The organism is Acidovorax sp. 99, from assembly GCF_003096455.1.
Lineage (GTDB): Bacteria > Pseudomonadota > Gammaproteobacteria > Burkholderiales > Burkholderiaceae_C > Acidovorax > Acidovorax delafieldii.
On record NZ_QEKU01000001.1, the window covers coordinates 897,930 to 920,578 of the forward strand.

The window sequence follows — 22,649 nt, forward strand, 5'->3', positions numbered from 1 at the left end:
CGCTGGCGGGCCTTTGTCTTAACGCAGGTCATAGCGCAGGCCGCAGCGCACGCTCCAGCACCTCGGCGGGCATGGGCCGACCAAACAGATAACCCTGGAAGGCCTTGCAGCCGTAGCGCTGCAAAAATTCGAGCTGGCCTGTGGTCTCTACGCCCTCGGCCACCACCGCCAGGTCCAGGCTGTCGGCCAAGGCCAGGATGGTGCGCACGATGGCGGCGTCGTTGGGGTCGGTCTGCAGGTCACGCACAAAACCCTGGTCGATCTTGAGCTGGTCGAGCGGCAGCCGCTTGAGGTAACTCAGGCTGGAATAGCCCGTGCCAAAGTCATCCAGCGAGAAGCCCACGCCATAGCGGCGCAAGTGTTCCATGCGCGCAATCACGTCCTCGACATCGGCCATCAACAGGCTCTCGGTGAGTTCGAGCTTCAGGCGTTCCGGGTTGGCGCCCGTGGCGTCCAGCACGCCCAGCACCTGCTCCACAAAGTCGGGCTGGCGGAACTGCCGCACGCTTACGTTCACCGACAGGAAGAACTGCCGGGTGAGTGAGCTGCGCGACCAGGCCACCAGCTGTGCGCACGCCGCTTCCAGCACCCACTGGCCCAAGGGCAGGATGAGCCCGGTCTGCTCGGCCAGCGGAATGAATTCGGCGGGGGACACCATGCCCCGGCGCGGGTGGCGCCAGCGCACCAGGGCCTCGGCACCCTGCAAGCGGCCTTTGCCATCCACCACCGGCTGGTAGTACAGCACCAGCTCCTTTTCTTGCAGGCCCCGGCGCAGGTCGGCCTCCAGGGCCGAGCGGTTGCTCACGGCCGCTTGCATGTCGGGGTCGAAGAAGCGCTGGGTGTTACGCCCCGCCGCCTTGGCCTGGTACATGGCCAGATCCGCATGTTTGAGCAGCTCGTCCACGCTCACGGTCTGCTGGCCGAACAGCGCAATGCCGATGCTGGGTGTGCTGTGGTGGCTGGCATCGCCCAGAGTGTAGGGCTTGCCCAGCGTGGTGGTGATGTGGCTGGCCACCAGCGCGGCCTCGGCGCTGGCGTGAGCGGGATCAGCGCTGAGGCCCTCCACCAGCACCACGAACTCGTCGCCCCCAAAACGGGCCACGGTGTCGGACTCCCGCACGCAACCCTTGAGCCGCTGCGCCACCTGCAGCAGCAGCTGGTCGCCGGTGTCATGGCCCAGCGTGTCGTTGAGGTCCTTGAAATTGTCGAGGTCGATGAACAGCAGTGCACCCTGGGTGCCAGAGCGTGCCACAGCCGCCGTGGCATGTTGCAGCCGGTCCACCAGCAGGCGGCGGTTGGGCAGGCCCGTCAGCGAGTCATAAAACGCCAGACGTTCGATCTGGCTTTCGACCTGCTTGCGCTCCGTGATGTCGCGGCCCACGCCCCGGTAGCCACGCAGGGCGCCATTGGCATCGAACACGGGGACCCCGCTGACCGAGATCCAGTGCATGCTGCCATCCGCACGCCGGCGTTGCAGCTCCAGGTCGCGGAACGGCTGGTTTGCCGCCAGCACCGCACGGTGCGCAGCCCAGTCGGCATCGGTCATGTTCAGGGCACCGATCTCCCAGCGCGTGCGCCCCATCACGTCCGACAGCGGGATGCCGTTCACGCTCAGGTCCCCGGCCAGCTGCACAAAGCGGCCCTCGGCGTCGTGCTCCCAATACCAGTCGGACGACAGGTCGCTCAGCGACCGGAAGCGGGCCTCGCTCTCGCGCAGCTCGTTTTCCACACGCACGTAGTCGCTCACGTCGGCAAAGGTGCGCACCAGGCTGCCATCGGCCAGCGAGGTGGTGCGCACCTCGAACGTGCGGCCATCGCGCGTGGTGCGCCAGTACAAGGCCGGGGCCGGGGCCACTGCGCCCTGGGCCACGTAGTCGTGCCCGCGCCGGTCCACCAGGCTGTAGCCCTCGCCAAAGTCTCCGCGCTCGGCCTGCACACGGGTGAGGTCGGCCAGTGTGGGTCGAGTGGCCATCAGCGACTCGGGCAAGTTCAGCAGCTCCAGCACGCGCTCGTTGTAGACGGTGATGCGGCCATCGGGCCCGGTCTTGAAGATGCCCTGGCTCATGCTGGCCAGCGTGGCCTGCAGGGCCGAGCGCTGTTCCTGCAGCATGGTCAACGCCTCTTGCCAGATGCGGGCATCCACCATGCGCACGGGCTGGCCCTGCCCCTTGGCGCCTTGCACCAGCGCCACCAGGCGGTTGAGCAGCTCGCTAAGGTGCGCTACGCCATCGGCCTCGCGCAGCACATAGTCGCCCAGCCCGCAGCGAAAGGCGCGCGCAGCCAGGGCCTCTTGCGCTGCATCGATGCACATCAGCACCGGGCGGCCAGCGCACAGCTCCAGCAGGCCGGGCAGTTCCTGGTCGGTGGGTTTGAGGCACAGCACCACGGCGTCCCAGGCCTGGCTGGCGAGGGGGGCCTTGGCGGTTTCGGGCGTAGGGCTGTTGACCACCCGCCAGTCCGGGTAGCGCGCCGCGATCAACCGCCGCGCGGCCGCTGCGTGCTGGGTATCTATGTCCACCCACAGGATGCCCACGCCGTTCATGGCCGTTGCTCCTGCTGTGCGGGCTGCGAGGTAGTGAGCGAGGGCGCCGAATGGCCCGGCAAGTGCTCACGCTCGAACAACTCGACAGGCCCGGGCCTTCCAAACAGATACCCCTGGAACCCCTCGCACCCATGCAGCCTCAGAAAACTCAACTGCCCCGTCGTCTCCACCCCTTCCGCCACCACCTCCAGGTCCAGGCTCTTGGCCAGCGCCAGGATGGTCCGCACGATCGCCGCGTCGTTCGGGTCCGTCAGCACGTCCCGCACGAAGCTCTGGTCGATCTTCACCTGGTCCAGCGGCAGACGCTTGAGGTAACTCAGGCTGGAATAGCCGGTGCCGAAGTCGTCCAGCGCAAAACCCACGCCTTCGCTCTTGAGCTGCACCATGCGCGCGATGGTGTCTTCGATGTCGCCCAGCAGCAGGCTTTCGGTGAGTTCGAGCTTGAGTTGCCGGGGGTCTGCGTTGTGGTTCTTCAAGGTTTGCAGCACTTCGGCCACGAAGCCGGGTTGCCGGAATTGGCGGGCACTGACGTTGACGGAGATGGACAGGTGGGCGGTGTCCGGGTGTTGGCTCCAGCGCTGCAGTTGTTCGCAGGCGGTCTGGAGCACGTATTGGCCCAGGGGGAGGATGAGGCCGGTCTGTTCTGCCAGGGGGATGAAGTCGCCGGGGCTGATCATGCCGCGCTGGGGGTGGCGCCAGCGCACCAGGGCTTCTGCGCCCAGCAGGCGGGCGTGGTGGTCGACCACGGGCTGGTAGTGCACGAGCAATTCGCCCCGGGCCAGGCCCTGGCGCAGGTCGGCTTCGAGGTTGGAGCGGGCGTTGACGGCCGCCTGCATGTCGGGGTCGAAGAAGCGCTGGGTGTTGCGTCCTGCGGCTTTGGCCTGGTACATGGCCAGGTCGGCGCGCTTCAAGAGTTCGTCCACGGTGAGGCGTTCGTCGCCAAAGAGGGTGATGCCGATGCTGGGGGTGCTGTAGTGCTGGGCGCCGTCCAGGTCAAAGGGCTGGTTCAGGCTGGCCAGGAGTTTTTCGGCGACGGTTTCTGCCTGGGTGGCGGCGTTTTGCAGGTCGGGGGCCAGGGCTTCGAGCATGACGACGAATTCGTCTCCGCCGAAGCGGGCCACGGTGTCGGCTTCGCGCACGCTGCCCACCAGGCGGGCGGCGACCTGGGCCAGGAGCTGGTCGCCCATGTCGTGGCCCAGGGTGTCGTTGAGGTCTTTGAAGTTATCGAGGTCGATGAACAGCAGGGCCCCGAGGTTCCTGGTGCGCTGGCAGGCGGCGATGGAGCGTTGCAGGCGGTCCAGCAGCAGGCGGCGGTTGGGCAGACCCGTGAGCGCGTCGTAGAACGCCAGGCGTTCGATCTCTTGTTCAGCGCGTTTGCGGTCTGTGATGTCGCGGCACACGCCCAGGATGCCTGTCACGCGCCCATGCAGGTCACGGATGGGCGTCTTGATGGTCTCGAACTGACCCTGGTAGCCGTCTTCGGCGAAGGTGAGCGTCTCCTCATATACCAGCGGCTGCCAGGCCTGCATGGCGCGCTGGTCGTACTTGCGAAAGCGCTCTGCGTCGGCAGGCGCGACCAGGTCAAAGTCGCTGCAGCCCACGATCTGGTTCTCCGGACGGCCGGCAAAACGCTCGAATACCGGGTTGACTGACAGGTACACCCCGTTGGTGTCCTTCATGAACACCATGTCCGGCATGGCATTGACCACGCTGGCCAGATGCGCCTTCTGCTGGGCCAATTCTTGTTCGATGCGCTTGAGCGCCGTCAAGTCGTAGGCAAACAGCACCACGGCTGCCACCCCTTGCGCCGTCACGCTCTCGGGGGCAATGGTGGTGTGGCGAAACTGTGTGCCGTCAGGGCCGTCAATGCGGTTTTCAAACACCGCGGTCTCGCCCGCAAAGGCTTTTTCAAGATGCGGGTGGATGCGTGCGAACACTTCGGGCGGGATCACATCCTGCAGCAGCTGCCCTTCCAGCTCCTGGGGCGTGGTGTACAGCCAGCGTGCCTGCTGTTCATTGACGTACAGCACGCGCAAGTCCCGATCAATCCGCGAGACACCACCCGGCACATGGCGCAGCGTGTTGGCCATCCGAGCCTGCTGGGCGTGGGCGGCCTCTTCGGCCTGGTGGTGGGCGGTGATGTCGGTCTGCACGCCGTCCCACAACACCCGGCCATCCTGCAGTCGGCGTGGCGACGAACTCAGGTGCATCCAGCGCACCTGGCCGTCGGTGCGTCGCAGCCGAAACACCGCCTCCAGACTGGTCATGGACAGGTAGGACTGGCGCTCTGCCTGCCGCAGGCGATCAATGTCTTCCGGGAGGATCTGGCGGTACAGCACGCGTGGGTCCTGCAACACGTCTTCGACGCGTACCCCATTCAGCCGTTCGATGGCGTCGCCCATGTGAACAAAATGCACCCGGCCATCCAGCTCGCGCACGATCTGGAACAACACGCTGTGCGGCAGGTTGCGCCCCAGCAATGACAGACGCCCCTCGCTCTCGCGCAACCGGCTCTCGGCCTCCTGGATGCGCGCGAACGGGCGGCGGATGCCTGCATCAAACACCGCCTGGTACAGCAGCGCATACGCCACCACCCGAAAGCCATGGGACAGCACTCCACCCAGCATCGAATGCCCGCCCAGCGCGCCCACCGTGACCTCGCCGCACACGAACGCTCCTGCCGCCCAGGCAAACAGGCGTTCACGCGGTGCATCTTCGCTGCGGCTGCGGCGATGCAGCACCACCGCGCTGGCGGCCATGGCCAGGGCGAGCCCCACGGCCACCACCTGGCGCAAGGCACCGTCTGCAGCATGGGCAAACCACTGGGGCAGCGGCCCCAGCGACGACCCTGCCAGCACCAGCGTGACACCCCCCGCAGCTGCCAGCCAGGCGCGGGCCGGCCCGGGGGCCGACAAGCGCGTGGCGGTGAGCCCCAAGGTCAGGGCCTCGGCCACACGCGCCCAACTGCTCAGCCACAACGACACGTCGGCACTGCCAGGCGGCATGTGCACAGGGCCGGAGTGCACCAGCACCCCGTGCAGAAAATTGCAGGCCGCCGCTACGCCAAAACCCACCACCAGGACATTGGCGCGCGCCTGCTCCTGCGCCTCCAGGGCGTGCAGGGACACCGACACCACCAGCAGTCCCAGCAGCACCGCCACCAGTTCCAGCAACGGTTCCAGCCCGTGCTGGGCGCCCGCCCCATCCCCCAGCATCTGCGCCAGAGGCACCACGACCAGCGCCAGCACTGCCACCACCAGCACCACGGTGATGGCAGGCGCATCCGACCAGGGCATGCGCGCTGTCGGAGAGCTGTTGGGAGGTGGCATGGACGAAGGGGTGAATGGCAGTGCCAGCGAAATGGCCGCACAACGTCACAAGTGTATCTACGCGTAAGGAAATGACCAGAGCGCTCGCACCATGAAAAACGGGGCCGAAGCCCCGTCCAAGACAACCCGGGACGGCGCTGCGCCCAGGCGTTGCGTGCACGCATCAGCGCAGGGCGCGATGCGGCAAGGAAGAAGGATGCAGCGGGCCTTCAACCCTCCAGCAGCTGGCGCAGCACAAACGGCAAGATGCCACCGGCCTGGTAATAGTCCACCTCGATGGGGGTGTCGATGCGCAGGGTCACCGTCACTTCCTGGCGCGTGCCATCGGCACGGTGAATGACCAGCCTCGCATCGCTCTGTGGCGTGAGTGCTGCATCAGGCACCACATCAATCACCTCATTGCCCGTCAGGCCCAGCGTTTCCCAAGAATCGCCCGCCTTGAACTGCAGCGGCAACACACCCATGCCCACGAGGTTGGAGCGGTGAATGCGCTCAAAGCTGCGCGCCACCACCGCCTTGATGCCGAGCAGTTGCGTGCCCTTGGCGGCCCAGTCGCGGCTGGAGCCGGTGCCGTACTCTTCGCCCGCAAAAATCACGGTGGGCGTGCCCTGCGCCATGTACTGCATGGCGGCATCGAAGATGAACATCTTTTCGCCCTGCAGCGGACCATCGTTCTGGAACAACGTGACGCCGCCCTCTTCACGCGAGCCATCGGCGGTGGGCGAAATCATCAGGTTCTTGATGCGCACATTGGCAAAGGTGCCGCGCATCATCACGTCATGGTTGCCCCGGCGGGCGCCGTAGCTGTTGAAGTCTGCCTTTTGCACGCCGTGCTGCAACAGCCACTGGCCTGCGGGTGAGCTTTCCTTGATGGAGCCTGCGGGCGAGATGTGGTCGGTGGTGATGGAGTCGCCGAACAGCGCCATGATGCGCGCGCCGTGCACCGCCGACGCGGCCGCAGCGCCTTTGTCGAGCGCAAACTGGGCAAAAAACGGCGGCTCTGCAATGTATGTGCTGGCGGGCCAGGTGTAGGCCGTGCCGCTAACGCCCTTGATCTTCTCCCACAGCTTGCCGGGGTCGGAGGCCACCTTGGAATAGTTCTCGCGGAAGGCCTTGCCGTTCATGGCGAACTTGAGCAGGGCGTGGACTTCATCGCTGGTGGGCCAGATGTCGCCCAGGTAGATGTCCTTGCCACCCTTGCCCTTGCCCACGGGTTCGGTCATCAAGTCTTTGAGCACCGTGCCCGCGATGGCATACGCCACCACCAGTGGCGGGCTGGCCAGAAAGTTGGCCTTGAGGTTGGGATGGATGCGCGCCTCGAAGTTGCGGTTGCCCGACAGCACGGCTGCGCAGACCAGATCGTTGCTGGTGATGACCTCGTTCAATTCGGGGGTGAGGTCGCCCGCGTTGCCGATGCAGGTGGTGCAGCCATAGCCCGCCAGCGCAAAGCCCAGCTTTTCCAGGTACGGCAGCAGCCCGGTCTGCGTGAGGTATTCGGTGACGATGCGCGAGCCGGGGGCCAGCGAGGTCTTGATGTGCGGCTGCACCTTGAGGCCTGCCTCCACCGCCTTCTTGGCCAGCAGGCCGGCAGCCAGCAGCACGCTGGGGTTGCTGGTGTTGGTGCAGCTGGTGATGGCGGCAATCAGCACGTCGCCATTGCCCACTGTGGGGTCAGCCCCCTTGGCGGGCAGCGTGGCTGCGCGGGCCTCGCCGTGCGCAGTGGCCAGTGCGGGTTTGTTGGCCTCCATCTCGACCACCGAGCGCGGTGCGCCGGCCGGCGTGGGCTTGCCGTCTGGCGTAGCCTCTTCGCCGACAGCTTCGCCATGGCGGTGGATGTGATGGCGCGTGTGCAGCAGCTCTGCCGGGCGGTTGAAGCCGTTTTGCGCGTTGGGCTTGCTGAACAGCTCAGCGAACTGGCTGCTGACCTTGCCCAGCTCGATGCGGTCTTGCGGGCGCTTGGGGCCCGCCAGGCTGGGGGTGACGCTGCCAAGGTCGAGCTTGACGACCTGCGAATAGTCGACCTCGCCGGCCAGCGGCACACCAAACAGCCCCTGGGCCTTGAAGTAGGCCTCGAAGGCTTCGATCTCGCCCTTGGTACGGCCCGTGCCCTTGAAGTAGTCGATGGTCTTTTCGTCCACCGGGAAGAAGCCCATGGTGGCGCCGTACTCCGGCGCCATGTTGCCGATGGTGGCGCGGTCGGGCAGCGCCAGGGTGCGCGTGCCTTCGCCAAAGAACTCCACGAACTTGCCCACCACCTTGTGCTGGCGCAGCAGCTCGGTCACGGTGAGCACCAGGTCGGTGGCGGTCACGCCCTCGCGCAGCTGGCCGGTCATCTCAAAGCCCACCACATCGGGCGTGAGGAAGTACACCGGCTGGCCCAGCATGGCGGCCTCGGCCTCGATGCCGCCCACGCCCCAGCCCACCACGCCGATGCCGTTGATCATGGTGGTGTGGCTGTCGGTGCCCACCAGGGTGTCGGGGTAGCAGACGCCATCCTTGCGCTTGTGCACGCCGCGCGCCAGGTATTCGAGGTTGACCTGGTGCACGATGCCAAAGCCCGGGGGCACCACACCAAAGGTGTCAAAGGCCTGCATGCCCCACTTCATGAACTCGTAGCGCTCTTTGTTGCGCTGGAATTCGAGCTTCATGTTCAGATCGAGCGAATTCTTCTTGCCGTAGTGGTCGACCATGATCGAGTGGTCCACCACCAGGTCCACCGGCACCAGGGGCTCGATCTTCTTGGGGTTCTTGCCCAGCTTGGCGGCCACGCTGCGCATGGCGGCCAGGTCGGCCAGCAAAGGCACGCCGGTGAAGTCCTGCAGCACCACGCGCGAGACGACAAAAGGGATCTCGTCGGTGCGCGCGGCATTGGGCGCCCAGTGCGCAAGCTGTTGCACATGCTCGGCCGTCACCTTGCGGCCGTCACAATTGCGCAGCACCGATTCGAGCACGATGCGGATCGACACCGGCAGACGCTGGATCTGCGGAAACTGCTTGGCCAGCGCGGGCAGAGAGTAGAACTTGCCCTCCTTGCCCGACGCCGTTTTGAAGCCCTTGAGCGTGTTGGCAAAGGCGTGGCGTGCGGGTCGGGACGACGGTTTGGCTAGCGGCTTGGACGATGAGGCCATGGCGAACTCCTTGATAAGGCAACAGCGTCTATTCTGGCAGTCCCCCATGACGGCGCAATCGTTGGGGGTATGCCGCTGTGCCCCGCCGCCCTGACGCAGAGGCCCATACGACGCTCTTTTCACCCTTTTTGCGAAAAAACCGCCCAAGCGCTACATCCTTATGCCTCAATAGCTATCAAATATATAGCACAAAAGAACTAAGCAGCAGCCCATGCAGGCAAGCGGCGCACACCCATCCACTGCAGCTCCGCAATGAGCGCCACCGAGAACACGTGCACCACCAGGTACGCCTGACCCAGCAACGTGGGTGCCACGGCGTTACCGAGCAGCAGCACCAGGCTGGCCAACGCCCATCCAAAGTTGGCAGCAATCAGCGCCCACAGCCCTCCGCGCGGCATGGTGCGCGCGCGGACAATGCGGGTGGCGAGTGCTGCGTAGCCCAGCAGCAAAACGCCGGACACCACCAGCAGTCCGTGCGGCAGCCCCAGCCATTCGGCCAGCGACGCCGTCAGCAGCAGATGCAAGGCGCCCAGCAGCAGCCCGGTGGACGCATCGAACCAGACCACGGCACGCAAAAGGGAGGGGGAAGACAACAGGTTCAACATGGCAAGCTCCTTGGGGGTTGAAGAAGGCTGCATCGTTGCCGCTGCGGCGCATGGCGTCGATGACATGGCAGGTAATGGCCTGCGGCCTGGTTGGGCCTAGGATGCGAGGCATGACGTCCGCACCCTCCACCCCCTCTCGCCGCACCCCGCGCCATCCGCTGCCACACCGCAGCACAGCGACGGGGCCTGCCAGTTTTGGCGACCACCTGCGCACCTGGCGCCAGCAACGGCACCTGAGTCAGCTGGAGCTGGCCGACGAGGCAGACATCTCCACGCGGCACGTGAGCTTCATGGAAACCGGCCGCACCAATCCCAGCCGCGACATGGTGCTGCGCCTGTGCGAGCGCCTGGCCATCCCGCTACGCGAACGCAACGCACTGCTGGTGGCAGCCGGCTACGCCCCCATGTACCGAGAACGCGCGCTGGACGACCCGGCACTGACCGCAGCGCGCCAGGCCGTCGAGCTGGTGCTCAAAGGCCATGAGCCCTGCCCCGCCATCGCACTCGACCGCTGCTGGAACGTGGTGGGAGCCAACCGCGCAGCGCAGGCCTTGTTGGCCGCGCATGTGAGCCCTGAACTGCTCGTGCCCCCCATCAACGTGTTCCGCCTGAGCCTGCACCCCGACGGCCTGGCGTCACGCATCGCCAATCTGGCGCAATGGCGCCACCACCTCTTCGAGCGCCTGCGCCAGCAGATTCATGCCACGGGGGACCCGGCATTGCTGGCCCTGCAGGCCGAACTGCTGGAATACCCCGCGCCCGATGAATCCACACCACTCGTCATGGCGGGAGAAATGCTGGGTGTGGTGATGCCGTTTTGTTTCAATAGCGTGCACGGCATGCTGTCGCTCATCAGCACCACGACGATATTCGGCACTCCAGTGGATGTGACGCTGCAGGAGCTGGCGGTGGAATCGTTTTTCCCGGCCGACGCATTTACTGCCCAGGTACTGCGGGAGATGGCGCAGCAATATGCTGCGGACTGACCGCCCGGGGTGGGTTGAACAACAACACGCAGACCGATTTTTTGGGTTCCGTGCGCAATGGCTGGTCGGGATAGCGGTTTTTGCGGTATCCACCCGGTGAATGCAGGACGCAGATTTTGTGTCCCCAGCGAGGTATGAAGGCTCCAGATGCTGGGCCAGGCTCGGTAGTTCGACGCCCCATGCCAGGCCACCCAAAAAAATAGCCCGCAGTTGCGGGCTATTTTTTTGAGTGCAGCGAATGCCGGTTCTCAGATGGCGAACTTTTCGCGGTTTTCGTTCTGAATCCACTTGGGCGCCTTGCCACGGCCGGTCCATGTCTGGCCAGTCGCCGGGTCGCGGTATTTGGGGGCCACTTTGGTACCTGCGGTAGAGCTGCGGCCGGTTTTCCCTGCGGCCTTGCCTGCGGGGAACACATCCTGGGCGGTCAGACCATATTCGGCCACCAAGGCGCGCACTTGGGAAACAGCGTCCGACAATTCTCGGCGACGGGCTTCGCTGATTTGTTGCTCAAGCGCTTCACGCTGCTTCAAAAGTTCTTTGTAGCTGGTCATGGTGTCTGAATAAGAAAATGGGGTTGGTGACAACGCGATTATATGGATAACCGCTGCGAGCACACGCCGGGGTAAAGATTTTGCATTAAGAAACCACAAAAATACTGCCTGGCATATTCAGTACCTGGACAGCCGGTGGTCCAAGAAGCCACAAAGGCTTCAAAGTGCGCTGTCAGGGTGTGCCAATACGCGGTCAATGCGTTTGCCCTCCAGGGCCAGCACCTCGAATATCCAGCCCACGCACACAATCTGTTCGCCTACGGCAGGTAAATGCCCTGTTTCTGCCATCAAAAACCCCGCCAGGGTGTTATAGCGCCCACGGTCTTCCTGCGGCAGATCTCGAATATCCAGGCGGGCCTTGAGTTCGGACACAGGCATCAGCCCATCCAGCAGCCATGCGCCATCACCACGCGGGGTGGCCCAGGCATCGGCGGCAGCGCCGGGCTGCAATTCACCGGTAATGGCTTCGAGCAGATCGTGCGGGGTCATGATGCCCTGCACCACGCCATATTCGTCCACCACAAACACCATGCGCCCCGAGCGCGCCCGAAACTGCTCCAGCAGCTCCATGCCGCTCAAGGTCTCGGGCAAAAAGGCGGCGGGCTTCACATACTGTTCCAGCGTGCCGGGCGCATCAGGCCCCAGCTCCAGCAACCGGGCCACGCTCACAATACCCACCACCTCGTCCAGAGAGTTGCGACACACGGGGTACCACGAATGCGCGGCATGCTCGCCGCCACGGCCCGCCTGCTGCAAGCCCTGCAACACCGACCACCCTGCATCGAGCCAGCCCACATCACTGCGCGGCACCATCAGCGAGGTCAATGGCCGATCATCCAGGCGAAAGACGTTTTGCACCATCTGGTGCTCATGGTGCTCGATCACACCGGCCTCGCGCCCTTCTTCCAGGCTGGCAACGATTTCTTCTTCCGTGACCGAACGCCCTGCTGTGTTGTCCACCTGCATCAGGCGCAGCACCCCTTGGGTTGAGAGCGACAACAGGCGCACAAAAGGCTTGGCCACCCGGGCCACCCAGGCCATGGGTCGCGCCACCAGGCGGGACACCGCCTCGGGATAGAGCTGTCCGATGCGTTTGGGCACCAGTTCGCCAAACACGATGGTGACGAAGGTGATGACGGTTACCACCAGCGCGGTGGCGGTGATGCTGGCGGCCCGCACAGGCATCCCCAGCTGCTGCAGCCACAGCCCCAGGTCATCGCTGAAAGCAGCCTCTCCGAGGATCCCGTTGAGCATGCCAATGGAGGTGATGCCCACTTGCACCGAGGACAAAAACTGCGTGGGGTTCTCAAGCAGCGCCAGAGCGGCCTGTGCGCCCTTGTCACCCGCCTCGGCCATGGCGGTCAGCCGCGACCTGCGACTTGACGCCAGCGCCAGCTCGGACATCGCGAACACGCCGTTGAGCAGGGTCAGCAGCGCGATCAGCAGAAAATCCATGCTTCACTCAATCAGGTTTGCAACCGACGACCATCATGGCACTTTACTGTATCGGCGACATTCAGGGCTGCGACGACGCCCTGGGGCGCCTGCTGGACACCATCGGCTTTTCTGCCAGCCGTGACACGGTGTACCTGCTGGGGGACCTCGTCAACCGCGGCCCCGACTCCGCCGCCGTGCTGCGCCGCTGCATGCAGCAGGGCGACGCCATCCGCTGCCTGCTGGGCAACCACGACCTGCACTTGCTCGCTGCCGCACGGGGCGCGCGCAAGCCCTCGCGCCGCGACACCCTGGCCTCGGTGCTCGACGCCCCGGACCGCAGCGCTTTGCTCGAGTGGCTGTGCCACCAGCCATTGGCGCGGGCCCACGAGCATGCCGGCCAGACCCTGCTGATGGTGCATGCGGGCGTGGTCCCCGCCTGGACCCCCACAGATACCCTGGAACGCGCGCAGGAGGTCCATGCCGTGCTGGGTAGCCCGGACCTGCCCGTCTTCTTGCACAGCATGTATGGCAACACGCCGGACCACTGGAGCGATACCCTCACAGGCACCGACCGGCTGCGTGTGATCGTGAACGCGCTGACGCGCATGCGCTTTTGCTCATCCGACGGTGTGATGGATTTTGAAAGCACCGAAAGCGCCAGCGCTGCCCCAGAGGGCCTGATGCCCTGGTTTGATGTGCCGGGCCGGCGCACCACTGGCACGCTGATGGCCTTTGGCCACTGGTCCACCTTGGGGTGGCTCAACCGCAGCGACCTGCTGGGCCTGGACACTGGCTGTGTATGGGGGGGGTGCCTGAGCGCCGTGCGTTTTGGCGCGACGCTGGGACAGCGGGAGCTGCTGCAGGTGCACTGCGAGCAGGCCCAGGCCCCGGGCTGAGTGTCTGGAGACCATCTCGCCAAGACCCGCCAGCTCGCTCAGAGCCGCAACCGACTCAAGACGGCATAGGCTCGAGCAAGGCCGACATGGCGGCAGACTGCCAGACACCACCATCCTGCCCGGCGATCAACACAGCCAGTCCCGGCATACGCTGCGCCAGCGCCCTGCCCGCCTGCGGGCCCTTCACCATGAGCGCGGCGCCCAGTCCGTTGACGGCTGCCACATCCCGCGCCACCAGACTCACGCCATGCACCCCGGATGCCGGGCGCCCCGTACGCGGGTTGAGTACATGGTGCTGGCGCTGGCCTTCGTGAAAGAAGAAGCGTTCATAGTCCCCTGAAGAGGCCACCACACCGGTGCCTGCCACCGCCACGACGCCCAGCAAGCGCTCGGGAGACCGTGGGTCGCGCAAGCCCACACGCCAGGGTCGGCCTTGCCACAACCCCTGGGTCAGCACGTCACCGCCGCCATTGATCATGGCGTTATCGACCCCTTCGGAGCGCAGCATGTCCATGCCGGCTTTCAGAATCGGGAGTTTGGCGATGCCACCCAAATCCAGCGCCATGCCCTGGCGAGCCAGGTAGGCAGATCCTGCGGCCACATCCAGCACCGGACCGCGTGCATCCACCAGCGGCAGTTGCCGCGCGATCTCGCTGGCGCCTGGCACCACCTTTTCGCCAGGGCCAAAGTTCCAGGACCTGAAAGCTCCCACGGTGGCATCGAAGGCACCACGGCTCGCTGCCGACACACGCTGTGCGCTTTGCAGTACCGCCATGACCTCGGCCGGAACCTGCACCGGCGTCACGCCCGCAGCCAGGTTGATGCGGCTGACCACGCTGCGTGGCTGGTAGCGGCTCATGAGCGCCTCCAGCCTCTGCATCTCGGCATAGGCCCGGTCCATGGCGCGGCGCAGCAGCAGGGCGTCAACACCCTCCACAGCCATATCCACCTGCGTGCCCATCAGTGGCCGCGAGCTGCGTTCAGACACCACCCTCGCGTGGGCTGCCGCGCCGGCGCCCCAGGTCGCACCACCTAGCAAAGGCAGCGCCATCACCATGCGACGGCGCAACAGACCGTGGGAATGCAGAGAAGCTTGCTGCATGGCGTCTGCGCTCAGAGCGATTTGTCGGCCATGAAGTCCACGGCGGCCTTGACCTCGTCATCGGTCAGTTTGGCGGAGCCTCCCTTGGCAGGCATCATGCCTTTGGCCCCGGTAAAGCCCTCGATCGCGTGCTTGTACAGCGTGTCCTTGCCCTGGGCAATGCGCGGGCCCCAATCGGCCTTGTCGCCTGGCTTGGGGGCACCGGCCACGCCCGCGGCATGGCACATGGCGCAGGTCTTGCCGAACACGCCCTTGCCCACTTCGTTTTCTGCGACAGCCGGGGCGGCAGGGGCCGCCGCGGGCGCCGGGGTCGTCGCTGCAGCGGGTGCGGCAGCAGGCGCGGGTTCCGACTTCTTGTCGCCACAACCGGCCAGCAGCGCGGCCAAGATCGCTACGGCGACCAACACGGTTTTCTTTTGCATCGCATACATCCTGTTCTTGATGGTTAAAAACATCTGAGGGGGCCTGTGACTGCGCACGAAATGCATGCAGCGCCACTTCAGACCGGTGCATGAACTTTAGAGGCAACAGGCCCTTTTGGGCAGTTACGGGCCTCGCCAGAACATGATCCAGATCAAATTGATTCATATTACATGAATCTATTATCCGCCCCATGCAAAGCCATCCAACCGTACGAACCCTGCGCCTTTGGTTGCTGGCGTGGTTTGTCATGGCGCTGGCTGCAGCAGCGGCTTCGCCGCTGATAGCGCCCCGTGCCCTGGAGCTGGTCTGCTCCGGCACAGGTGGCACCCGCCTGGTGGTGAAGACCGCAGAGGGCCTGGTGGCGGCAGATAGCGCCGGCCTTGATTGCCCCTTGTGCCTGGCCGCCGACGCTCCACCCGCTACCCCGATCACAGCAAACACCACCGCGGCAGCGCCCCCATTGGCGCCCCTCTTTCACACATCACTTTCCGCTCGCACAGGGATGGCGCTCAGCCCCCCTGCACGCGCACCACCCCTTTTCAACTGAGCGATCCCAAAGAGGAAAACCATGACCGAGAGAAAAGACAGTTCCCTTCCCGCTGCTGGCCTGGGCCGACGCAGTTTCATCAACACGGCAGCCCTGGTGGGCCTGACCGCAGGCGTTGCCGCCTGCAACGAAAAGCCCAGCGCCGCCACACCTGCGGCACCGGCATCGGCAGCCCCTGCCGCCAGCCACGCGGCCGGCGGTGCCAACCCCCACCTCAAGCCCGGCGAACTGGACACCTACTACGGTCTGTGGAGCGGCGGCCACACGGGCGACATGCGCGTGCTGGGCCTGCCCTCGGGCCGCGAAATCACCCGCATCCCCTGCTTCGTGCCTGACGCGCTCGTGGGCTGGGGCATCACCAACGAGTCCAAGGCCGTGATGGGCACCAAGGCCGATGGTCACCTCGAATACACGGTGGCCGACACCCACCACACGCACGCCTCGTACAAGGACGGCAACTACGACGGCCGCTACGCCTGGATCAACGACAAGATCAACAGCCGCATCGCGCGCATCCGCCTCGATTACTTCGTGTGCGACAAGATCACCAAGCTGCCCAACGTGCAGGGCTTTCACGGCATCTTCCCGGACAAGGCCGACCCGGTGGACCCCGCCATCAACTACACCACGCGCGTGTTCTGCGGCGGTGAGTTCGCCATTCCCATGCCCAACACGGGCACCGAAGACTCCAGCAAATACCGCTCCATGTTCAGCTGCGTGGATGCAGAAACGATGGAAGTGCGCTGGCAAGTGCTGATCGACGGCAACTGCGACCTGGTGGCCACGTCGTACGACGGCAAGCTGGCCGCCACCAACCAGTACAACACCGAGATGGGCGCAAAGTACGAAGACATGATGTCCGCCGAGCGCGACGCCTGCCTGTTCTTCAACGTGGGCCGCATTGAAGCCGCCGTGAAGGCTGGCAAGTTCAAGACCATCGGCACCAGCAAGGTGCCCGTGGTGGACGGCACGCACGAAGCCAACAAGGACCCCAAGACCGCCCTCACCGCCTATGTGTCGGTGCCCAAGAACCCGCACGGCGTGAACGCCAGCCCCGATGGCAAGTACTTCATCTGCGCCGGCAAGCTCTCGCCCACTGGCACCGTGATCGAGCTGGCCAAGGTGCTGGACTACTTTGACGGCAAGCTCGAAAAGCTGGACTCCGCCATCGTGGCCGAAGTGGAGCTGGGCCTGGGCCCACTGCACACCGCGTTCGACGGCCGTGGCAATGCCTACACCACCTTGTTCCTGGACAGCCAGGTCGTGAAGTGGAACGTGGAGGCTGCCATCAAGTTCCACGCAGGCGACAAGACCGCCAAGTACGTGGTGGACCGCCTCGATGTGCAATACCAGCCCGGCCACTTGAACGCCTCGCAGTCCGAAACCCGGGCCGCCGACGGCAAGATCCTGGCCGTGGGTTGCAAGTTCTCCAAGGACCGCTTCCTGCCCGTGGGCCCGCTGCACCCCGAGAACGAACAGCTCATCGACATCTCGGGCGAGAAGATGGTGCTGCTGGCCGACCACCCTGTGCGTGGCGAGCCCCATGACTTCATCATCTTCAAGCGCGACCTGGTGCGCCCCAAGCAGGTCTACACGCTCGACGAGTTCCCGCTGGCCGTGAAGGACCCCAAGGAGTCCGGCGTGTTCCGTAATGGCAAGAAGGTCACCGTGAAGATGACCTCGCAAGCCCCGGCGTTCAGCCTGCGCGAGTTCAAGCTCAAGAAGGGTGACGAGGTCACGCTGATCCTGACCAACCTGGACAAGATCGAAGACCTGACCCACGGCTTTGCGATCCCGAACTACAACGTGAACTTCATCGTGAACCCGCTGGAGACCAAGTCGGTGAGCTTCGTGGCCGACAAGCCCGGTGTGTTCTGGTGCTATTGCACGCACTTCTGCCATGCGCTCCATCTGGAAATGCGCACTCGGATGATCGTGGAGGGTTAACCAGGGCGATCCCCCTGAGGCGCTGCGCGCCTTCCCCCTTCTCTCTGCGCGCTTCGCGCTCCGGGAAGGGGGACGCCACCAGCGCAGCGGGGCGGCCCTTGCGCGGTGGCCCTCGCCTGGAGCGCGCCAGTTGCGCAGGCCGCGCTTCTTGTAGAGCTGGAGTGTTTTGACCTCCCCCAGCCCGTTCAGGCTGAGCTTGTCGAAGCCCCGCACAACTCTCAGCAATGGCAACTCCGCAAAGCCGATCAGATAGATATTTGAATTCAATTGGCCGCTAGCGCTTGATGAATAAGCGCTAGCAGCTATCAAAAAGATAGTACCATGATTTCCCTTCGTCGGCAGTTCGCCACGCTTCTTCTGGTCTTGTTGGCAGCCCTTTGGCTGGCGCCGCGCGCGCATGCTGCAGCAGGCGCCTACGAGGCCGAGCTGCCTGCGGAACTCTCTACCGCGCGCGACATGTGCGCACTGGTGCCTTGCGCCGAAGTGTTTCCCGGCGCCCGCCATTTCTCTGAACGCAAGGGTCAGCCGCCCTATGTGGAGGCCTACGACAACAACGGTACCCAGAAGAAGCTGCTGGGCTACGTCATGTTGTCCACAGACATCACCGACACCCCCGCCTACTCGGGCAAGCCCGTCGTCACGCTGATCGGCATGGACACACAGGGCCGCTTCGTGGGCGTGAAGGTGCTCAAGCATTCCGAGCCCATCCTGCTGCTGGGCATCCCTGAATCCGCGCTGCTCAAGTTCAACGCCCAGTACCTGGGCAAGTCGGTGGCCGACAAGATCGAGGTGGGCCAGTCGCGCCCCGATGAGAACGTGCTGGGCCTGGACGCCATCTCGGGCGCCACGGTCACCGTCATCGCACAGAACCAGGTCATGATGGCCTCGGGCTCGGCCGTGGCGCGGCAGGTGGGCATCCTCGCGCCCACGGTGCGCGAACCGGCACGCTATGCCGAAACCGGCAAACGCCTGAGCTGGGCCGAACTGGTGCAACAAGGCACCGTGCAGCGCCTGCGGGTGCTGCCCGAACAGGTGGGCCTGGACAAAGGCCCCGCCCCGTTCATCGAGCTGTGGTTTGGCGACCTGAACCACCCCGACATTGGCAAGAGCCTGCTGGGCGACAACGGCTGGAACAACCTGCGCCTGCAGCTCAAGGAGGGCGAACACGCCTTCTTCATCGTCCGCACCGGCGGCAAGGAATCGTTCAAGGGCTCGGGCTTTGTGCGCGGCGGCATTTACGACCGCGTGCAGGTGCGCCAAGGCGCAGATTCGTTCACTTTCCGCGACCTGGACGCGCTCAACCTGTATGGCATCGAGGCCGCAGGCGCGCCCAGCTACAACGAATCGGTCATCTTTATCATCCGCTCTGCCGCGTTCTCGGCCGCCTACCCCTGGAAGCTGAGCTTTCTGGGCAACCGCGTGGACCGGGCCACGGGCACACGCAGCTTCACCAGCTTCGACACGCCCTACTGGCTGCCCGCCGCCATGCTGCAGGGCGGGCGCCCCACCATTGAGGAGCCTGATGCCCCCTGGGTGCGCGTGTGGAAGTCGCGTGCGCTGGAGATTGCACTGTTTGCCGTGCTGCTGGTCGCCGTGAGCGTGGTCTACGCACTGCGCGAAAAGCTCACCCGCCTGTCCACCCACAAGAACAAGTGGCCCGTCAACGCCTTCAAGTACAGCTTCTGGGCCCTCAGCATTGGCTGGATCGGCTTTGGCGCCATGGCGCAGCCCTCCATCACGCAGGTGCTGACCTGGTTCCATTCGCTGCTGTTCCAGTGGACTTGGTCGCTGTTCCTGTCCGACCCGTTCATCTTCCTGTTCTGGATCTTCATCATCGTCACCGTGTTCCTGTTCGGGCGCGGTCTGTTCTGCGGCTGGATGTGCCCGTTTGGCTCGCTGCAGGAGGGCATCTACAAGATCGCGCGCGCGGTGGGCCTCAAGCGGTTCCAGACCCAGCTGCCGCAAAAGTGGCACGACCGGCTCAAGTGGATCAAGTACGCGGTGTTCTTCGGGTTGCTCGCGGTGTCGATGTTCTCGATGGGACTGGCCGAAAAGCTGGCCGAGGTGGAGCCGTTCAAGACCACCTTCCTGGTCGGTGTGATGAACCGCGCCTGGCCCTACAGCCTGTTTGTGGCCGCCATACTGGGCGTGTCGATCGTCATCGAGCGGCCCTATTGCAAATACATCTGCCCGCTGGGCGCCTCGCTGGCCATGCCCAGCACGTTCCGCTGGTTTGGCCTCAAGCGCAAGCAGGACTGCAACAGCTGCAAGGCCTGCGCCGTGGGCTGCGGCGCCCAGGCGATTGACGCCGATGGCCGCATCGACCACCGCGAATGCCTGCATTGCCTGGACTGCATGGTGCTCTACACCGACACCAAGGGCTGCCCGCCCCTGGCAAAAGAGCGCAAGCGCCGCGAAAAGGACGGCCTGGAGATCACGCCCATCGGCGCCAACGGCTACTTCATCCCAATCCACCCCGCCACGGTGCAAGACCAGATTTCGGCCAAGGCCGCCCAGGGGCCGGACCCACGCATGCCCACCACGCCAGCACTGCCCGCCCACAAGGCTGGAAGCCAAGGCCTGCGCTGGATCTGGCTGGAGCTGGTGGACCACCTGTGGCCCTGGAGCCGCGAAGGCTGGGCCTCGCGGCGCGCGCTGCAGATCGCGGGCTTCTCGCTGGCCGTCGCCGCCAGCGTGGCCTGGGTGATGACCGCACTGGGCACGTTGTCGTCGGGCGCCATCATCGGCTGGTGGTTTGGCTGGAGCGTGTACGAGGTGCTGATCCGCCTGTCGGGCAAGCGCTATGTGAAGGACGGCCCGTGGTGGCGCGACCAGTACCGCCGGGCGGGCGTGATGGACATGCTGAGCTATGTGGGCTTCAAGAACCTGCTGATCGGTGCAGCACTCTTCCTGGCCATCAAGGCCGTGGTGGGATTGGCGTGATGAAGCCTCCCCTTGCCGCCACCACATTCACCGCACTCGTGGCGCTGGCTGCGTGCCTGCTGGCCCTGCCCGCCCACGCTGCCACCGTGCAGGTGCGCCCCGGGCAGGACCTGCAGGCTGCCATCCAGGCCGCCAAACCGGGTGACACGGTGGAGGTGCTGCGCGGCGCCTACCGCGTGAACCTGCGCATCGACAAAGCCCTGACGCTGCGCGGCATCGACCGCCCCACGCTCAGCGGCGGCCAGACGGGCAACACCATCCGCGTCATCGCGCCCGACGTGGTGATCGAGGGCCTGATCGTGCGCGACTCGGGCACCAGCCTCAAGGACCAGAACGCGGGCATCTACATCTACCCCGGTGCCCACCGTGCCGTGGTGCGCCACAACGACCTCACCTACAACCTGTTCGGCTTGTGGATCGAGAAGGCCAACGACGTGCAGGTGCTGCACAACACCATCACCGGCCTGCGCGATGTGGGCTCGTCCCAGCGCGGCAACGGGGTGCAGCTGTACAACACCACGGGCGCGCGCATCGAGGGCAATCACATCAGCTTTGTGCGCGACGCGCTGTATGTGGATGTATCGCACCACGCGGTCTTTCGCGGCAACAAGCTGCACCACAGCCGCTACGGCACGCACTACATGAACTCCTACTACAACCTGTGGGAGGACAACGACACCTACTACAACCGGGGCGGCCTGGCACTGATGGAAGTGCGCGACCAGGTGGTGCGCAACAACCGCGCCTGGGGCAACACCGACCACGGCATCATGCTGCGCACCATGCAGGACTCGGTGATCGAGAACAACGTGGTGGCCGAGAACAACCGGGGCTTTTTCATCTACGACGTGGAGTACGTCACCTTGCGCGGCAACCTGGTGGCGCGCAACACGGTGGGCGTGCACCTGTCGGCCGGCTCCACCCGCAACAAGGTGGACAACAACGACTTCATCGGCAACCGCGAACAGGTGCGCTACGTGGGCGCACGCGACGAGCGCTGGGGCGCCGACAGCGGCAACTACTGGAGCAACTACCTCGGCTGGGATCGTGACGGCAACGGCGTGGGCGATGTGCCCTACGAAGCCAACGACATGGTGGACCGCCTGACCTGGCGCCACCCCACCATCAAGCTGCTGCTGGCCAGCCCTGCGGTGCAGGCACTGCGCCTGGTTGGCCAGCAGTTCCCTGTGCTGCGCGTGCCCACCGTGGTGGACCCCAAGCCCCGCATGCAACCGAATCAACCCCAACGGAATTTTCAGCGTGACACGCAAACCTCCCCCCACTGACCCGAGCGCAACCGCCGCCATTGAGGTGCGAGGCGTGCACAAGCACTACGGTGCCCTGCACGCCGTGGACGGCATCGACCTGCGCGTGGAGCGCGGCGAGATCTTCGGCCTCATCGGCCACAACGGCGCGGGCAAGAGCACGCTGTTCAAGATGATCCTGGGCCTGGTGCCCGCCACCTCGGGCGACATCCGGGTCAGCGGCGCCACGGTGCAGGGCCGCGACTTTCGCGCTGCGCGCCGGCACCTGGGCTACCTGCCTGAAAACGTGGTGCTGTACGACAACCTGAACGGGCTGGAAACCCTGCACTTCTTCGCCCGCCTCAAGGGCGCGCCGCTGTCGCAGTGCCAGGCGCTGCTGGACCGCGTGGGCCTGGCCCATGCAGGCAAGCGATCAGTGCGCGAATATTCCAAGGGCATGCGCCAGCGCCTGGGCTTTGCGCAGGCGCTGCTCGGCAACCCGCAGGTGCTGCTGCTGGACGAGCCCACCAACGGCCTGGACCCGCAGGCCATCCGCGACTTCTATGCCACGCTGCGCGAGCTGCAGGCCGGTGGCGTCACCATCGTCATCACCTCGCACATCCTGGCTGAGCTGCAAGAACGTGTAGACCGGCTGGCCATCCTGGCCGCAGGCAAGCTGCAGGCCCTGGGCAGCGTGCAGGCACTGCGCGAACAGGCCCAGATGCCGCTGACCATTGAGCTGGCGCTGAACGAAGCAGACATCCCCGCTGCGGTGCTGGCCCTGGCGCCCCTGGCAGGCATCACCACCACCGCAAACACCAATGCCAGCGGGCTCAGCATCAGCTGCCCGCGCGGCGCCAAGATGGCCGTGCTGGGCGCCCTGGGGCCACTGGGCGCCAAGGTGCTGGACGTCAACATCATCGAGCCCTCGCTCGAAGACGTGTACTTCGGCCTGCGGGAGAACTGAGC

The 22,649-nt window shown here is 65.2% G+C and carries 14 protein-coding genes; 6 read left to right on the plus strand and 8 right to left on the minus strand.

Going from position 1 to position 22,649, the window contains the following annotated elements; translation table 11 throughout:
* Positions 1–28: 28 nt before the first annotated feature.
* The 4 genes from C8C95_RS04265 to C8C95_RS04280 form a co-directional block, all read right to left on the minus strand.
* Positions 29–2,542 (minus strand): EAL domain-containing protein, encoded by a 2,514-nt coding sequence (locus tag C8C95_RS04265; protein WP_116747767.1) that lies wholly within the window; start codon positions 2,540–2,542, stop codon positions 29–31.
* A complete protein-coding gene (locus C8C95_RS04270) occupies positions 2,539–5,871 on the minus strand; it encodes an EAL domain-containing protein (RefSeq protein WP_243415629.1) in 3,333 nt (1,110 codons plus the stop codon). The genes C8C95_RS04265 and C8C95_RS04270 overlap by 4 nt, the downstream gene beginning before the upstream one ends.
* Before the next feature lie 209 nt (positions 5,872–6,080).
* Positions 6,081–8,999, minus strand: coding sequence for an aconitate hydratase (locus tag C8C95_RS04275; RefSeq protein WP_116747769.1), 2,919 nt, complete (start codon positions 8,997–8,999; stop codon positions 6,081–6,083).
* Positions 9,000–9,196: 197 nt separating this feature from the next.
* Positions 9,197–9,604, minus strand: a complete 408-nt coding sequence (locus C8C95_RS04280) for a hypothetical protein (RefSeq protein WP_116747770.1) — start codon at positions 9,602–9,604, stop codon at positions 9,197–9,199.
* A gap of 110 nt (positions 9,605–9,714) precedes the next feature.
* Between C8C95_RS04280 and C8C95_RS04285 the strand changes: the two genes are divergently transcribed.
* A complete protein-coding gene (locus C8C95_RS04285; RefSeq protein ID WP_116747771.1) occupies positions 9,715–10,590 on the plus strand; it encodes a helix-turn-helix transcriptional regulator in 876 nt (291 codons plus the stop codon).
* 248 nt (positions 10,591–10,838) lie between these two features.
* Here C8C95_RS04285 and C8C95_RS04290 read toward each other — a convergent pair whose 3' ends face one another.
* Positions 10,839–11,141, minus strand: a complete 303-nt coding sequence (locus C8C95_RS04290) for an H-NS histone family protein (RefSeq protein ID WP_056058651.1) — start codon at positions 11,139–11,141, stop codon at positions 10,839–10,841.
* A 159-nt stretch (positions 11,142–11,300) separates the two neighbouring features.
* Positions 11,301–12,596 carry a hemolysin family protein gene (locus C8C95_RS04295; protein WP_116747772.1) on the minus strand — a complete coding sequence of 432 codons (1,296 nt, stop codon included), beginning with the start codon at positions 12,594–12,596 and terminating at the stop codon, positions 11,301–11,303.
* A 35-nt stretch (positions 12,597–12,631) separates the two neighbouring features.
* Between C8C95_RS04295 and C8C95_RS04300 the strand changes: the two genes are divergently transcribed.
* Positions 12,632–13,474 carry a symmetrical bis(5'-nucleosyl)-tetraphosphatase gene (locus tag C8C95_RS04300; protein ID WP_116747773.1) on the plus strand — a complete coding sequence of 281 codons (843 nt, stop codon included), beginning with the start codon at positions 12,632–12,634 and terminating at the stop codon, positions 13,472–13,474.
* Between the two features lie 55 nt (positions 13,475–13,529).
* On the opposite strand, the gene C8C95_RS04305 is transcribed toward C8C95_RS04300, so the two are convergent.
* Both C8C95_RS04305 and C8C95_RS04310 read right to left on the minus strand, forming a co-directional pair.
* Positions 13,530–14,576, minus strand: coding sequence for an FAD:protein FMN transferase (locus tag C8C95_RS04305; RefSeq protein ID WP_116747774.1), 1,047 nt, complete (start codon positions 14,574–14,576; stop codon positions 13,530–13,532).
* Positions 14,577–14,587: 11 nt separating this feature from the next.
* Entirely contained in the window at positions 14,588–14,998 is a 411-nt protein-coding gene (locus tag C8C95_RS04310; protein WP_116750133.1) for a c-type cytochrome, read from the minus strand.
* Positions 14,999–15,567: 569 nt separating this feature from the next.
* Between C8C95_RS04310 and nosZ the strand changes: the two genes are divergently transcribed.
* From nosZ to C8C95_RS04330, 4 genes are all read left to right on the plus strand, one after another.
* Positions 15,568–17,493, plus strand: a complete 1,926-nt coding sequence (nosZ, locus tag C8C95_RS04315) for a TAT-dependent nitrous-oxide reductase (RefSeq protein ID WP_116747775.1) — start codon at positions 15,568–15,570, stop codon at positions 17,491–17,493.
* Positions 17,494–17,814: 321 nt separating this feature from the next.
* Positions 17,815–20,436, plus strand: coding sequence for a NosR/NirI family protein (locus C8C95_RS04320; protein WP_116747776.1), 2,622 nt, complete (start codon positions 17,815–17,817; stop codon positions 20,434–20,436).
* The gene (locus tag C8C95_RS04325; RefSeq protein WP_207780569.1) at positions 20,436–21,722 is read left to right on the plus strand and encodes a nitrous oxide reductase family maturation protein NosD; all 1,287 of its coding nucleotides are present in this window, start codon (positions 20,436–20,438) and stop codon (positions 21,720–21,722) included. The genes C8C95_RS04320 and C8C95_RS04325 overlap by 1 nt, the downstream gene beginning before the upstream one ends.
* Entirely contained in the window at positions 21,697–22,647 is a 951-nt protein-coding gene (locus tag C8C95_RS04330) for an ABC transporter ATP-binding protein (RefSeq protein ID WP_116747777.1), read from the plus strand. The genes C8C95_RS04325 and C8C95_RS04330 overlap by 26 nt, the downstream gene beginning before the upstream one ends.
* Positions 22,648–22,649: the final 2 nt, after the last annotated feature.

Excerpts from the sequence above, each read along its gene's own strand:
- C8C95_RS04325 (WP_207780569.1), top strand. The coding sequence starts at position 20,436 with ATGAAGCCTCCCCTTGCCGCCACCACATTCACCGCACTCGTGGCGCTG.
- C8C95_RS04300 (WP_116747773.1), top strand. The coding sequence starts at position 12,632 with ATGGCACTTTACTGTATCGGCGACATTCAGGGCTGCGACGACGCCCTG.
- C8C95_RS04270 (WP_243415629.1), bottom strand. The coding sequence starts at position 5,871 with ATGCCACCTCCCAACAGCTCTCCGACAGCGCGCATGCCCTGGTCGGAT.
- C8C95_RS04320 (WP_116747776.1), top strand. The coding sequence starts at position 17,815 with ATGATTTCCCTTCGTCGGCAGTTCGCCACGCTTCTTCTGGTCTTGTTG.
- C8C95_RS04275 (WP_116747769.1), bottom strand. The coding sequence starts at position 8,999 with ATGGCCTCATCGTCCAAGCCGCTAGCCAAACCGTCGTCCCGACCCGCA.
- C8C95_RS04265 (WP_116747767.1), bottom strand. The coding sequence starts at position 2,542 with ATGAACGGCGTGGGCATCCTGTGGGTGGACATAGATACCCAGCACGCA.
- C8C95_RS04285 (WP_116747771.1), top strand. The coding sequence starts at position 9,715 with ATGACGTCCGCACCCTCCACCCCCTCTCGCCGCACCCCGCGCCATCCG.
- C8C95_RS04305 (WP_116747774.1), bottom strand. The coding sequence starts at position 14,576 with ATGCAGCAAGCTTCTCTGCATTCCCACGGTCTGTTGCGCCGTCGCATG.
- C8C95_RS04295 (WP_116747772.1), bottom strand. The coding sequence starts at position 12,596 with ATGGATTTTCTGCTGATCGCGCTGCTGACCCTGCTCAACGGCGTGTTC.
- C8C95_RS04310 (WP_116750133.1), bottom strand. The coding sequence starts at position 14,998 with ATGCAAAAGAAAACCGTGTTGGTCGCCGTAGCGATCTTGGCCGCGCTG.
- C8C95_RS04280 (WP_116747770.1), bottom strand. The coding sequence starts at position 9,604 with ATGTTGAACCTGTTGTCTTCCCCCTCCCTTTTGCGTGCCGTGGTCTGG.
- nosZ (WP_116747775.1), top strand. The coding sequence starts at position 15,568 with ATGACCGAGAGAAAAGACAGTTCCCTTCCCGCTGCTGGCCTGGGCCGA.
- C8C95_RS04290 (WP_056058651.1), bottom strand. The coding sequence starts at position 11,141 with ATGACCAGCTACAAAGAACTTTTGAAGCAGCGTGAAGCGCTTGAGCAA.